Annotated in this window: 14 protein-coding genes and 1 tRNA gene; 12 read left to right on the forward strand and 3 right to left on the reverse strand. The window is 42.9% G+C overall.

Annotated features, from left to right (window positions below; genetic code table 11):
* Positions 1–9: 9 nt before the first annotated feature.
* On the reverse strand, positions 10–483 hold the full coding sequence (locus tag FHS86_RS00430; RefSeq protein WP_429409967.1) for a hypothetical protein: 474 nt from the start codon (positions 481–483) through the stop codon (positions 10–12).
* A gap of 88 nt (positions 484–571) precedes the next feature.
* Positions 572–1,471: a hypothetical protein gene (locus tag FHS86_RS00435; RefSeq protein WP_429409969.1), complete on the reverse strand. Its 900-nt coding sequence runs from the start codon at positions 1,469–1,471 to the stop codon at positions 572–574.
* Positions 1,472–1,677: 206 nt separating this feature from the next.
* Here FHS86_RS00435 and ileS point away from each other — a divergent pair, with 206 nt between their 5' ends.
* The 6 genes from ileS to FHS86_RS00465 all read left to right on the forward strand — a co-directional run bounded on the left by ileS (position 1,678) and on the right by FHS86_RS00465 (position 7,240).
* Positions 1,678–5,103, forward strand: a complete 3,426-nt coding sequence (gene ileS / locus FHS86_RS00440; RefSeq protein ID WP_429409970.1) for an isoleucine--tRNA ligase — start codon at positions 1,678–1,680, stop codon at positions 5,101–5,103.
* An 86-nt stretch (positions 5,104–5,189) separates the two neighbouring features.
* Positions 5,190–5,567: a TraR/DksA family transcriptional regulator gene (locus tag FHS86_RS00445; protein WP_429409972.1), complete on the forward strand. Its 378-nt coding sequence runs from the start codon at positions 5,190–5,192 to the stop codon at positions 5,565–5,567.
* Positions 5,568–5,635: 68 nt separating this feature from the next.
* Positions 5,636–6,274 carry a lipoprotein signal peptidase gene (locus tag FHS86_RS00450; protein WP_429409974.1) on the forward strand — a complete coding sequence of 213 codons (639 nt, stop codon included), beginning with the start codon at positions 5,636–5,638 and terminating at the stop codon, positions 6,272–6,274.
* A 210-nt stretch (positions 6,275–6,484) separates the two neighbouring features.
* Positions 6,485–6,558: transfer RNA gene (locus FHS86_RS00455), tRNA-Ile, on the forward strand.
* A 55-nt stretch (positions 6,559–6,613) separates the two neighbouring features.
* Positions 6,614–6,910, forward strand: a complete 297-nt coding sequence (locus FHS86_RS00460) for a GIY-YIG nuclease family protein (RefSeq protein WP_429409975.1) — start codon at positions 6,614–6,616, stop codon at positions 6,908–6,910.
* Positions 6,911–7,030: 120 nt separating this feature from the next.
* Positions 7,031–7,240, forward strand: coding sequence for a GIY-YIG nuclease family protein (locus FHS86_RS00465; protein ID WP_429409977.1), 210 nt, complete (start codon positions 7,031–7,033; stop codon positions 7,238–7,240).
* 226 nt (positions 7,241–7,466) lie between these two features.
* On the opposite strand, the gene FHS86_RS00470 is transcribed toward FHS86_RS00465, so the two are convergent.
* Positions 7,467–8,378 (reverse strand): helix-turn-helix domain-containing protein, encoded by a 912-nt coding sequence (locus tag FHS86_RS00470; protein ID WP_429409979.1) that lies wholly within the window; start codon positions 8,376–8,378, stop codon positions 7,467–7,469.
* A 353-nt stretch (positions 8,379–8,731) separates the two neighbouring features.
* Here FHS86_RS00470 and FHS86_RS00475 point away from each other — a divergent pair, with 353 nt between their 5' ends.
* The 6 genes from FHS86_RS00475 (at position 8,732) to FHS86_RS00500 (ending at position 14,648) form a co-directional block, all read left to right on the forward strand.
* Positions 8,732–9,844 carry an alpha/beta hydrolase gene (locus FHS86_RS00475; protein WP_429409981.1) on the forward strand — a complete coding sequence of 371 codons (1,113 nt, stop codon included), beginning with the start codon at positions 8,732–8,734 and terminating at the stop codon, positions 9,842–9,844.
* An 8-nt stretch (positions 9,845–9,852) separates the two neighbouring features.
* Positions 9,853–10,704: an aldo/keto reductase gene (locus FHS86_RS00480; RefSeq protein ID WP_429409983.1), complete on the forward strand. Its 852-nt coding sequence runs from the start codon at positions 9,853–9,855 to the stop codon at positions 10,702–10,704.
* A 27-nt stretch (positions 10,705–10,731) separates the two neighbouring features.
* Entirely contained in the window at positions 10,732–11,778 is a 1,047-nt protein-coding gene (locus FHS86_RS00485; RefSeq protein WP_429409985.1) for an alpha/beta hydrolase, read from the forward strand.
* Between the two features lie 10 nt (positions 11,779–11,788).
* Positions 11,789–12,253 (forward strand): nuclear transport factor 2 family protein, encoded by a 465-nt coding sequence (locus FHS86_RS00490; protein ID WP_429409987.1) that lies wholly within the window; start codon positions 11,789–11,791, stop codon positions 12,251–12,253.
* A gap of 80 nt (positions 12,254–12,333) precedes the next feature.
* Entirely contained in the window at positions 12,334–13,254 is a 921-nt protein-coding gene (locus FHS86_RS00495; protein ID WP_429409989.1) for an aldo/keto reductase, read from the forward strand.
* Between the two features lie 134 nt (positions 13,255–13,388).
* Positions 13,389–14,648, forward strand: coding sequence for a DUF418 domain-containing protein (locus tag FHS86_RS00500; RefSeq protein WP_429410989.1), 1,260 nt, complete (start codon positions 13,389–13,391; stop codon positions 14,646–14,648).
* Positions 14,649–14,652: the final 4 nt, after the last annotated feature.

The following is a 14,652-nucleotide window of genomic DNA, read 5'->3' on the forward strand; positions in this document are numbered from 1 at the left end:
TCAAAAAAATTAATTCAGATTGAACGCCAGACCACCCAACAGGTAAGCCACACCGGTACCCGCTTCGGCAAATAAGCGAACCTTGCTGTTTAAGGGATAGCTGGCACCCAAAACCAACCCGGGTTCCATGGCAGTAACATTATCATGGTCTTCAAGCTGAACAATTACATAGCTAATGCCAAAATTGCTTCCAATGTAGGTATCCATTTTGTCGATAAGCGGATAGTGAAAAGTAACACGGGCCCCCATACTGCTTTTAAAATCGTTGTTCTTTATGCCCATACTCACGTAGGGACCAACACCTATAACCCCGAAATCGGCAATTCCATCAATGATGCCAATGTCGAGTGTCACCGCCGTAGCGATATTTGAGTGAAGCCCGGCTCCCAGGGTGAGGCGCTGATCTCCTTTAAAAAAAACCTGATCCTGGGCATAAGTGCCAAGCGATAACAACAGTAACAACGCAACAATGATCTTCTTCATACAAGACTGAATGTGAATTGATAAATTTCACTGCAAAACTACATATTATTCCTTCGCATACAAGTACCGGCTTGCTGTTGAACGGCTATTAAAAGGTGTCGATTCGCCATAACTGTTGTTTGAAATTTTCGGTTTTCTCACACGAAATCAACAGTTTCCCTCCGGGGCTATAACAAATACCTTCGGTTTGTGCATTGTACAAACCACTCAGTTTCTGCTTACGTGCATTGGTGAAAAAATGCTTCCCCGAAATATCAAAACTCCATACATAAGATTGATAGTCGTAATAACCAACAAGTGCAAGGGTTGAATCAGACGAAATATCGGCACCGGTAACAAGTGCGCCGATTTCAAAACTATCAATGACCTCACTCATATATTCACCCGGAATTTTAGGGAAACCATACACCTTGGTCTTGAAATCCTTCCAGTCTTTGGTAAAAACATAAAGTGAATCGCCCCAGGCAACCAGAGCTTCACAATCGAAGGGATGCAGCCTGTAAGGAGGATTAAAATCAACCCTGTCGGCATATTCAAACGCAATGACCCCTGCCTCGACTGTCGATTCAACATCCTTGCTGATCTCGTCCTTGCGAATCTTTAAAATTTTCAGATCGCTGCGTGTACCGGCATTGTTTCCGGTTTCTGCAATGTAAATGTATTCCTGATCCTGGGTAATGTCTTCCCAATCGGTATTCTCAGCATTTTTGATGAGCACTGTTTTTAGCACCCTGCCACTCAGGGTATCCACCGCGTACAGTTCATTTTTCCCACCACTGTCGTTAAAGGTCCAAAGCATTTCATTCCAGAAGATAATGCCCGAGTTTTCATTCACCGAATGATCAAGCAGCGCAACTTCCCCCGGCTGTATACTGTCTGTATGCACTTCACCGATGGCTGCACTTTTAGCACCCCGTTTACAGCCGGCTGCTGCGGCCAGTGCACAGAACAAAACAAACATCAGAATAACAGAGTGATAACGCTTCATTGAATTGAAAAATAATTTTTGAGCAAATTAATGTTTTTTTCCACGTCATTTTCTACCTGCTAAAATCTTCTTTCAGAAAATAGTGCAGATCATGTTTCCTTATTAACTTCGGGATAACGCGAAGGCAAAAAAACCAATTCTGCACCCATTCACAAATGACTTTTTATATATTTGTACACTTTTTAAAAATCAGGCTTTTGCACGTTATGACGAACAAGTTCAAAGAATACAAATCGTTCGATTTATCACAGATCAACAAGGAGATTCAGCATCGTTGGGAAAACGATGACACCTTTCATAAAAGCATGAGTACCCGTAAGGGCCAACCCACCTTTGTATTTTACGAAGGACCGCCATCGGCCAACGGGATGCCTGGCATTCATCATGTAATGGCCCGTGCCATCAAGGATATTTTTTGCCGTTACAAAACCATGCAGGGCTTTCTGGTAAAGCGCAAGGCCGGCTGGGATACCCATGGCCTGCCCGTTGAACTGGGCGTTGAGAAAAAACTGGGAATTACCAAGGAAGACATTGGAAAAAGCATTACGGTGGCCGAATACAATGCTGCCTGTCGCACCGAGGTGATGAAATATACCAGGGAATGGGAAGAGCTGACCCGCCGTATGGGCTACTGGGTCAACATGGACGATCCCTACATTACTTACGACAACCGCTACATCGAAACCCTTTGGTTCTTGCTTAAGAAAATTTACGATAAGGGATTGCTTTATAAGGGCTATACCATCCAGCCCTATTCGCCGGCTGCCGGTACCGGACTCAGCTCCCACGAGCTGAACCAGCCAGGTTGTTACCGCGATGTGAAAGATACTACTGCCACGGCACAGTTTAAAGTGATCAGAAATGAGGTGTCGGAGAAATTGTTCGGGAACATTGAAAGTGACCTGTATTTTCTGGCCTGGACCACTACGCCCTGGACCCTTCCTTCGAACACCGCTCTGGCAGTAGGCCCGAAAATCACCTATGTACAAGTACAGACCTTCAATCCATATACCGGGAAACCCATGGTGGCTATACTGGCCAAAGACCTGCTTTACAGCTACTTTAATCCCAAGCATGCCGAAGTAAGCTTTGATGATTATCAGCCGGGCGACAAGGCCGTTCCCTTTAAAATTCTAAACGAATACAATGGAACGGAACTGCTTGGAATCAGCTACGAACAGCTAATTCCTTTTGTAAAGCCCGAAGGCGATGCTTTCAGGGTAATTCCGGGCGACTATGTCACCACCGAAGACGGAACCGGCATTGTGCACATTGCGCCCACCTTTGGTGCCGACGACGACCGTGTTGCCAAACAGGCCGGCATTGTGCCACTGATTCTGGTCGACAAAGAAGGCAAACGACAGGCCATGGTCGACCGCACCGGTAAATTCTACCACATTGAAGACCTGGACGAAAACTGGGCCAAAACCTATGTTAATGAAACCGTTTACCGCGATTTTGCAGGCCGTTACGTAAAGAATGCCTACGATGATACCCTGAGCGAAAACGACCCGACCCTCGACATCGATCTGTCGGTGATGCTGAAAAAAGAAAACAAAGCCTTCAGGGTCGAGAAGCACGAGCACAATTACCCACACTGCTGGAGAACCGATAAACCGGTACTCTATTATCCGCTCGACTCCTGGTTCATCAAAACCACGGCCATCAAAGACCGCATGATTGAGCTCAACAAAACCATCAACTGGAAACCTGCCAGCACTGGCACCGGACGTTTTGGCAACTGGCTCGAAAACCTGGTCGACTGGAACCTGTCGCGTTCACGCTACTGGGGAACGCCACTCCCGATTTGGCGTACCGAAGATGGAAGTGAAGAAATATGCATCGGTTCGGCCGAAGAACTCATGAACGAGATCAACAAGTCCATCGAAGCCGGCTTCATGGATAAAAACCCGTATGAAGGTTTCAAAGTGGGCGATCATTCAAAAGAAAATTACGACATCATTGACCTGCACCGGCCCTATGTCGACGACATCGTTCTCGTGTCGGCCAAAGGAGAAAAAATGTTCCGCGAAACCGACCTGATTGATGTTTGGTTCGATTCAGGCGCCATGCCCTACGCCCAATTGCATTATCCTTTCACCGATCAGACCCCGCCAGTGGGAGGAGCTGATTTTATTGCCGAAGGAGTGGATCAAACCAGAGGATGGTTTTTCACCCTGCATGCCATAGGAGCAATGATTGATGACAATACCGCCTTCAAAAACATCATTTCAAACGGCCTGGTACTCGACAAGAACGGCAACAAAATGAGCAAGCGCCTGGGCAATGCGGTCGATCCTTTCGAAACCATCGAAAAATTCGGCTCCGACCCGCTGCGTTGGTACATGATTACCAATGCCCAGCCATGGGACAACCTGAAATTCGACGTTTCGGGAATTGATGAAGCACGCCGCAAATTTTTCGGAACCTTGTACAACAGCTATAGCTTCTTCGCCCTGTATGCCAACATCGACGGCTTCACCTATGCCGAAGAAGAAGTGCCCATTAAGCAGCGCCCTGAAATCGACCGCTGGATCCTGTCGCTCCTCAACAGTTTAATAAAAGAAGTTACCGAATGCTACGAAGGCTATGAGCCAACCCGTGCAGGCCGTGCCATTTCCGATTTTGTGACCGAGAACCTGAGTAACTGGTTTGTTCGTTTGAGCCGTAAACGTTACTGGGGTGGCGAAATGACTACTGACAAACTTTCGGCTTATCAAACCCTTTATACCTGTCTGGCCACGGTGGCCAAACTGGCAGCACCCATTGCCCCCTTCTACAGCGACCAGCTGTATTCCGACCTCAACAAGGTAAGTTGCCGTGAAAGCGACCAGAGTGTTCATCTGAGCAGCTTCCCTTCGTACGACGAAAAGCTGATCGACCGCGACCTGGAAGAACGCATGGCACTGGCTCAGAAAGTATCAAGCATGGTGCTGGGCCTGCGACGCAAGGAGAAGCTAAAGGTGCGGCAGCCCCTGGCCAAAATCATGGTACCCGTTCTCAATCCCAAATTTGGCGAACAGCTCAAGGCAGTTGAGAACATCATTCTTTCCGAAATTAACGTAAAGGAAATTGAATACCTTACCGATACGGCCGGAGTCATCAAGAAGAAGATCAAACCCAACTTTAAAACCCTGGGGCCCAAATACGGCAAGCAGATGAAACAGGTAGCTGCTGCCATTGCCTTGCTGAACCAGGATGACATTGCACGATTTGAAAACGATCAGCAATACACCATCGAAATCGAAGGAAACAGCATCGTGCTTGAACTGGCAGATGTTGAAATTCTTTCGGAAGACATTCCGGGCTGGACGGTTGCCACCGAAGGCCAGGTAACGGTTGCCCTCGACATTGAGTTAAGTGATGATTTACGTCATGAAGGAATTGCCCGGGAATTTGTAAATCGTATTCAGAACATTAGAAAAGAAAGCAACTTTGAAATCACCGATAAGATCGAAGTGAAGATTCAAAAACACGATTTGTTGAACGAGGCCCTGCAAAAGCACGCCGATTACATTAGCACCCAAACACTTGCCAACTCACTGGAACTGATTGATAAACTGGAAACAGGAAGTGCCAGAGAAATTGACATTGATGATGTAAGTACCTTAATCGAAGTTAGCCGCTCATAAGATTGAACAAGGCTCAAACTTCGATACAATATTTTTGTTACATTTGGTAAATTTTATCGAAAAACAGCAATCCAAAACCTAAAAATATGAGCGAAAAAACCAGGTATTCCGACGAAGAGCTTAAGGAGTTCAAAGAGATCATCCTTAAGAAATTGGATAAAGCTCAAAAAGATTACGACATCTTTAAAGGCTCGATCACTCATAGCGATGATAACGACACCCAGGACACCTCTCCTACTTTTAAAGTACTGGAAGAAGGTGCTGCCACCCTGTCGAAAGAAGAAGCCAGCAAGCTGGCGCAACGTCAGCTGAAATTCATTCAACACCTGCAGGCGGCCCTGGTTCGCATCGAGAACAAAACCTATGGCATTTGCCGGGAAACCGGCAAGCTGATTTCAAAGGAACGCCTGCGTGCAGTGCCACATGCCACCCTTTCGATCGATGCCAAAAACATGCAGCGTTAATAAAGAGCAAAAACAAATAGGTTTCAATTGAGGGCCCCTGCGCTCTCAATTTTTTTTAGTGTATTACTATGTCGAAAAAACAACTGGCCATTCTGGTAATTGTACTGATCCTTCTTGCCGATCAGATTTTAAAAGTATGGGTGAAAACAAGCTTCTTCCTGGGTGAAGAACGAAGTGTTATCGGAGACTGGTTCCTGCTTCATTTTGTCGAAAACCGCGGAATGGCTTTCGGTTTTGAATTTGCCGGCCGCTTTGGAAAGGTACTGCTTACCCTTTTCCGCCTGGTGGCTGCAACGGCCATCTTCTGGTACCTGCTTAAACTCATCAAACGCGGCATTCCAAGCGGTTTGGTGATCAGCATTGCCATGATCTTTGCTGGTGCCGTAGGCAACATCATCGACAGTGCCTTTTATGGTGTGTTGTTCAGCGACAGCTACGGCCGCATCGCCACCTTTCTGCCCGAAGGCGGAGGTTACGAAACTTTTTTACACGGTTCGGTGGTCGACATGTTCTTCTTCCCTGTCATTACAGGAAGCTGGCCCTCATGGTCGCCCATCAATGCCGGTGAAAGCTTTATGTTTTTCCGCCCTGTTTTCAACATTGCCGACTCATCGATCACCATCGGAATTGGCATTATCCTGGTATTTTACCGCAAGTATTTCAACGATCTTGACAAGCCAAAAACAGCAGCCCCGGACGAAGAATAAGCTTTTAAAGTTTTTGCTTGTGTAATTTGATGCAAATCGTTAAAATTGCACTCCGAAAATAAACGATGAATGATCGTTGAAAAACAATCATTCATTGGGGCCTGTAGCTCAGTTTCCGCAAGCTGGCGGATGACTCTTCCGATAGTTATCGGAACAGGGGGTCATTAAAAAATACTGACACATTGATTGAAATATCGATTTTTAGATATCGGGCCTATAGCTCAGTTGGTTAGAGCACCTGACTCATAATCAGGTGGTCCCTGGTTCAAGCCCAGGTGGGCCCACAAAACGCAAGAAGGAGATGATTTTTATAATTGTCTCCTTTTTTTGTTGCATGATATGAAAGCATATACCTACATACTTTTCAGTAAAAAAATAAACCGCTTTTATATTGGTTGTACCAATGAACCTGTTGAAAATAGGCTCTTGAAACATAACCTGCACAGTTATGGCAAACACCGCTTTACTGCAACCGCCGATGATTGGGAGATTTTTCTAATCATCGATGTCTCAAATTATTCACATGCTGTGCGTCTTGAGCGAAAAATTAAAGCAATGAAGAGCAAAACCTTCATTCTAAACCTTAAAAAGTATCCCGAACTCCTTCAAAAGATCATCAATGAAACAAGCACCTGACTCTTCCGTCCCGCTAGCTATTGGGAATCGGAACAGGGGGTCGTCCCTCTTAAGGCGGGACTGGGCCCACAAAACGAAGGGGACGATTTTGCAATTGTCCCCTTTTTTATTTCCTAAACTGTGAAAGCTTTCACTTACATACTATTCAGTAAAAAGCTGGATCGCTATTACATTGGTTCAACAGAATTATCCCCTGAAGAAAGATTATCTCTACACCTTTCGAAGCATTACGGAAATTCAAAGCCCCGATTAAATCGGGGGCAAAAACTGATGATTGGGAACTCAGGTCCCACATTGAATGCAGCTCAATCTCCCAAGCCAGAAAGTTAGAAAATTACCTTATTGAATTTTAGTTTCTTCTTTCAACGAAAAGTCGATCGAATAAATGTACAAATAAAGTCGTCCGTAAAAATGAAATCCAAAGCAAGACAATCACGAGAAGCAGCGCCTCAAAATAATTTGATTATCTGGTTGATATCTGATAGCAACCACCCTGTCATTGTACACGTTTGAATAAACAGATTCATCAAAACCTGTTACAGTTTCCAATTAGTTTTTAATTCATATTTCGGTACTCAATAGGAGTCAGGCCTGTTTCCTTTTTAAACATGCGGGCAAAATGTTGTGGATATTTAAAACCCAGCGTGTTGGCTATTTCACTTACTGTATTATCCTTATTGAATAGCTTATTCTTTGCAATATCAATGATCTTGCACTGTATATACTCTTTTGCTGACTTTCCGGTTTCCCTTTTTATCAGGTCCCCAAAATAATTGGAGGACAGATTAAATTCATTTGCAAAATAAGCTACCGAAGGCAAGCCAATTGTTTGGGGCCTGTCAGAAAAGAAGAAGTCGTGTAAATGCTCTTCAAATTTTTCAAGAATACCCTTATTGACATTCTCACGTGTAATAAATTGCCGATCGTAAAAGCGTGTACAGTAGTTTAAAAACAATTCAATGTTGGAAGTAATCACCTTCTTGCTATGCCTATCAATATTTTGTTGTAATTCATACTTTATCTTGGAGAAGCAATCCAGTACTATTTGCCTTTCGCGCTCTGAAACATGCAGTGCTTCATGTGATTTATAACTAAAGAAAGAATAGTCGTAGATACCATTTGACAAGTTGGTGCCTTGAAGCAGATCTGGATGAAATACAAGAGCATGACCTTTCGGCTGGTAGATTTTCCCATCGTTTTCAATCTCAATCACCTGCCCGGGAGCCACAAAGACCAAAGTGCCCTCCTGATAATCATAATAGTTGCGACCATATTTTAAATCACCACATTTTACATCTTTCAAAAAAATACAATATAAGCCAAAATTGAGTCTGACATTTGCTTCTGCTCCCCAGGTTCTGGGATTTGCTTTTGAGAAATCGATGACGTTTACTAAGGGGTGAAATGTCTCATGATTGTTTAGCACATTGTATTCGATCACCGTATCATATCTGAATATTTTCTCCATACTACCAAGATTATCTGAAACAAAAATAACGAATCACAGCTAGTTATCATTACTCTGAAAATCAAATCTGTTAAAATGGTAGGAAAACCAGTAAATTATATACTATTTCCCAAACCCAATATCTTAGCAACACTAATAACGAACAGTTTATACGTCTAAAAAGGCTCTGGCGTACTTGTATCATTTACTGTTCTCAATGACGCATGGACTGCTTATTGATTTACTTGTATAAGTGCTGAAACTGATCCGACCTGTAAAAATGGTTATAGAACCTGTAATCTATATACCAATAGTCATTGTTGATTTTCAGATATTTGTATTGTAGAAATTCAAACTTTTAAAGTCAATTTAAAATGAAAACAAACAGAAAGCATAAATTTAGAAAACGGACAATTAACATTACATTTTCGAGTCTGATTCTTATACTGTTCCTGGTTTCAGCTTGTACAAATAAGATAGCGGACAAAAACAGTGATTTTATTCAACTTAAAGAACAAGGCAGCTTTATGGTTGGAGGTTCTGTAATTACAAACCCCGGAACATTTAATCCTTATAATCCAACTCCGGAGGGGCAAACCTTGCATGGCGACCATGCTTATGTTTTTTACCAAATCCCTGCGGATGCCCGCAAATATCCGCTGGTAATGTGGCACGGTTTCGGACAGTTTTCAAAAACGTGGGAAACCACTCCTGATGGGCGCGAAGGGTATCAGAACATTTTTTTGCGTAGGCGATTTCCTGTTTATTTAATTGACCAGCCGAGAAGAGGCGATGCCGGACGAAGTACAGTTCCTGCTCAAATTGACCCAATTTCTGATGAGCAGCAATGGTTTGGAACATTTCGTATCGGCATTTGGCCAGACTATTTTGAAGGGGTTCAATTTGCCCGTGACAAACAAACATTGGAACAATATTTCCGCAGTATGACCCCTGATGTTGGTGCTGTTGATGTAAATGTCAATGTAGATGCCGTATCAGCATTATTTGATAAAATTGGTCAGGGTATTTTGATTACGCATTCGCATTCGGGCGGTATGGGCTGGTTAACGGCAATCAAAAATCAAAATATTAAAGCCATTGTTTCCTATGAACCCGGAAGTGGTTTTTTATTTCCCGAAGGGGAAGTCCCTGCACCAATGCCAAGTGCCGGTGGAACACTGGAAGCATTTGGTGTTCCCATGCAGGATTTTATGAAGTTAACACAAATTCCCATTGTCATTTACTATGGCGATTTCATCCCCAAAGAACCAAATTCAAATCCCGGACAGGATGGTTGGCGTGTACGTCTTGAAATGGCGAGACGCTGGCGCGATTGTGTCAATCAACATGGCGGCGATGTCACCGTGGTGCATTTGCCGGAAGTCGGGATTGAAGGCAATACCCATTTCCCGTTTTCAGATTTGAACAATGTTGAAATTGCCGATTTAATGTCGGAATGGTTGAGTGAAAAAGAATTAGATAATTAAAAGATAGTATGAAAAAAGTAAAATTAAACAATGGCATAGAAATGCCCATCCTCGGTTTTGGTGTGTTTCAAATGGCAGACTTAAAAGAATGCGAAAATAGCGTGCTAACAGCTATTGAGACTGGTTACAGGTTAATTGATACGGCAGCGATTTATTTGAATGAGACAGCTGTTGGCAATGCCATCAAAAGGAGTAGTGTTGCCAGAGAAGACCTCTTTATTACGACCAAGGTTTGGGTACAAGATGCCGGATACGAGAAAACAAAAAAGGCTTTCGAAAAATCACTAAGCAAATTGCAACTCGATTATCTTGATTTGTATTTGATACACCAGCCTTACGGCGATGTACATGGCTCGTGGCGTGCGATGGAAGAAATGTATAAGGAGGGAAAAATACGTGCTGTTGGTGTAAGTAATTTCCACCCCGACAGGGTGATGGATATGATTGTACACAATGAAATAGTTCCAGCGGTAAACCAGATTGAAACGCACCCATTTCATCAACAAACTGAAACACATCAATTCCTTCTCGACAATGGTGTTCAGCTGGAATCGTGGGGGCCATTTGCAGAAGGGAAAAACAAGCTCTTTACAAATGATTTGTTGGCTGGAATTGGCAGGAAATATAACAAGTCAGTTGCACAGGTTGTTCTTCGTTGGTTAACTCAACGGGGAATTGTTGCCATTCCCAAATCAGTTCACAAAGATAGAATTGTGCAAAACTACAACAGCCTTGATTTTGAACTATCAACCGAAGATATGGATGCAATAGCAACGCTTGATATGAAAGCTACAAGCTTTTTCGACCACCGTGACCCGGCGATGGTTAAATGGTTGGGAAACAGTAAAGCAGACCTATAGTTCTGTTTAATAAGAAAAACTAAGGAAATGAGAATAAGAAATAAAATATTGACAGTTATGCTTGTGGCAACCAGTATGCTTGCATCAGCTCAAACTAAACCTTCAAATCCATACGGACTGGTTTATGGAGATGCTATAAACGAAAATATTCAGGGTAAAGTAAATATTCACCCTGTAAACTATTATCTAAACGGCATAAAAATAGCAGCCAATGTTTATACACCTGCGAACTATGACCCTTCAAAGAGTTACCCTGCTGTTGTGATTGCGCACCCCAACGGTGGTGTTAAAGAGCAGGTGGCCGGATTATATGCACAACGTTTAGCCGAATTGGGCTATGTCACCATTGCTGCCGATGCATCCTATCAGGGAGCCAGCGGCGGTGAGCCCCGCAATGTTGATAAACCAGCCAATCGCATTGAAGATATACGTGGAATGGCCGATTATATTACCCAATATGCTGGTGTAAATGCTGAAAAACTGGGCTTATTAGGTGTTTGCGGTGGCGGTGGTTATTCATTGGCCGCTGCCCAAACCGACAAACGCTTTAAAGCTGTGGCAACCCTGAGCATGTTTAATTCAGGCGTGGTAAGGCGTAATGGTTTTCGTGACAGTCAACTTTCAACTATCCAGGAGAGGTTAAAGCAAGCATCGGATGCCCGGGCACAAGAAGCCGCAGGGGGTGAAGTGTTATACACGGCCAATGCCAAAACAAGCGATGAACAGGCAGACAAAATGCCATTTGATTTGTACCGCGAGGGACATTATTATTACAACCGGACCCACGCTCACCCCAATTCTACTTTCAGGTACACCACCAGCAGCCTGCTCGATTTGATGGCTTTTGATGCAAGTACCAATATGGCGTTAATCAACCAGCCATTATTAATGATGGCCGGAAGCAAAGCCGATACTTACTACATGACAGAAGATGCTTTCAGTAAAGCAACAGGAACCAACAAAAAAGAACTGTTCCTGATTGACGGAGCGACCCATATTCAAACTTATTATGTTCCGGAATATGTAAATCAGGCAATGAACAAACTCAATGACTTTTTTTGCAAATACTTATAAATAAAGCACTATGAAAACAACAATTCTCGGACTATTTCTAATCATCCTGTGCGCACAATTGTCCTTCGCACAAAATCAAGCGACAAAGAGTTTCACCGTTGCAGAACAGGAAATCATTGATCTTTCAAAACAGAAATGGCAGTGGATGGCCGACAAGAATGCCGATACCTTGAAATTTCTTTTTCACGAAAAAGCCATGTTTGTACACATGGGCGGAGCCTGGGGAACCGAACAGGAACTCAACATTATTAAAAGCGGTGGAATTTGGTATAAGAAAGCCGATATACACGAAGTTTCTGTTAATATTATCGACAATACAGCCATCTTGTTGAACCGAATAGACTTACTAGCCGAAGTTGGCGGGAATGAGGTAACAAACCCGTTTGAAGTTACAGAGGTGTATATTAAACAGGGGGATAACTGGAAATTAGGTTCATTATCATTTACCCGGTTGATGACACCCCCTGCGCATTAAATACAGATAATACTCTACAATAATAATTCGCAGTAGCGAACGAAGAAAGCAGTGATTACAAACATAAAAATTAAGAAAAAATGAAAACAGTTAAAAATTATTTTCTGCTAATAGCAGTCCTTTTTTTCGTTGGCATCAATCATGCTAACGCACAGGGGAAAGAATATGTGCCCATGTTAAAACTGAACAACGGGTTAGAAATGCCCCAGTTGGGAATTGGCACTTTTGCCATTTCATACGAACAGGCAAAGGAGGCGTGTCTTGAAGCATTTCGAAATGGCTTTCGCCATGTAGATTGCGCCACGGCCTATCGCGTGGAGGGAGCTGTTGGAGAAGCCATGAAAGAAAGCGGCATCCCGCGCGAAGAATTTTTTATCACCAGTAAATTATGGGTTTCCAACTATTCAAAGGGCAATACCCTGGCATCAATTGATACCATACTGAAACGTTTTCAAACCGATTATATCGACCTGCTTTACATCCATCAGCCCATTGGCGATTATGTTAATGCCTGGAAAGAAATGGAAAAGGCTGTTGCATCAGGCAAGGTACGCTCATTGGGAATCAGTAATTTTGATGCAAGTAAGGAACGCTTCCATGCCATTGTCGATAGCATGAAAATTAAACCCGTTGCGTTGCAAATCGAATGTCATCCCTACGCACAGCGTAACGATATACGGGAATGGGTAAAACCATACGATATTTATATTGAATGTTGGTATCCGCTGGGGCATGGTGACAAAGGATTATTATCCGACCCCGTGATTAAAACTATTGCCGATGCTCATGAAAAAAGTATTGTTCAAATAATTCTCCGATGGCATATTCAGGAAGGGTTTTCCGTCATTCCGGGAGCGACTAATCCAGTTCATATCAAGGAGAATATCAATATTTTTGACTTTGAATTGAGTGCTGAAGAAATGGCGACAATGCGTTCTTTGAACAAGGACAAACGCTTTTTTAATGTTACCTTGGAACAGCTTGATAGTTGGGCTAATTAATTAACAGAAGACGAATTGCAATGTGAATCATGGAAGTTGAATTTGCTATTGTTCATGAACTTGCATATAATCTTTGTCAGTACATTGGCTTGGAATTCAGTAAATTATTTTTAAAAAAGCAAGATTAAATGAATATGAAACAAAATAGTTCCTTATCATCACCTTTAAAGCGAATAACTGTTTTAGATGCTCTTCGGGGCTTTGCATTGTTGGGGGTAATTCTGATGCACATGATTCAACATTTTGGAATATTTTTCATGTATTCGCAACAGGAAACCCTTCAATTTCCAGCCCTGGATGAAGCCATTCAGTGGATTGGAAACAATATCATCATGGGCCGGTTTATCAATATCTTTGCCTTTCTGTTTGGTTTAAGCTTCTTTATTCAGATGGACCGGGCTGCCAAAAAAGGCATCGACTTTCGTAAACGTTTTGTGTGGCGAATGATTTTGTTATTGGGAATGGGCCTGTTGAGTCATTCCTTTTACAGTGTTGAAATAATTTCTATTTACGGGTTTTTCGGGTTGTTAATGATTCCGCTCTACCGGGTTAAAAAATGGATATTATTGGTGCTCGTTGGTTTTCTCTTATTAGGTGGTCCCCGTGCCATACAAGTCATTAATCATAACAGCAATGTGGGCACCGGGCAAACAGAGACTGAAGAACAAGTGAACAACAGGCAAAATGACCGTGAAGTGTCTCAACATATTTCAAACCCTTCTTTTTTTAATTCAGCAAAACACAATTATGAGAACCGTTTGCAAGGAAAGTTGAATTATCAGTTTGGCCTAATCGGACGGGGATATGTCACTTTTGCTTTGTTTGTTCTGGGACTGGTTCTCGGGCGTATTCGCTTTTTTGAAAACATTCACAGGCAGAAAAGACAAAACTTATTCCTGTTTATCGGATTTGTTGCGGCAACCCTGCTTGTAACCTTGATTCAAAACGTGATGCCGCCTCAAAACATACGCGCTCTGTTCGGGCCTGGAGACGAGACCATATCAGCTTCGCTGTTGATGGCAAAAGCGTTGGATGATATCGGCATGGTTTTGTTCACAGGATCATTAACGATGGGATTCATATTGCTGTATCAAACAAGACAATTTGGTAAACATCTGGATGTTTTGGCTCCGTACGGTCGGACCGCACTGACCAATTACATCATGCAGGGTTTCATTGGAAGTATTCTTTTTTCACCCTGGGCATTGGGTTCTTCTTTCGGTGGTTGGGGCCTTTCAGCTTTATTTTTCCTGGGGGTTGTGATTTATGTCCTTCAGGGTATTGTCAGCAAAATTTGGTTAAAATACTACTTGTACGGACCCCTGGAGTGGCTTTGGCGCAGTGGAACCTATTTATCTTTTCAACCTTTTAAAAAGAAATCACCAAAAGAGTAGAAAT

This window comes from Roseimarinus sediminis, assembly GCF_050433125.1.
GTDB classification, from domain to species: domain Bacteria; phylum Bacteroidota; class Bacteroidia; order Bacteroidales; family Prolixibacteraceae; genus Roseimarinus; species Roseimarinus sediminis.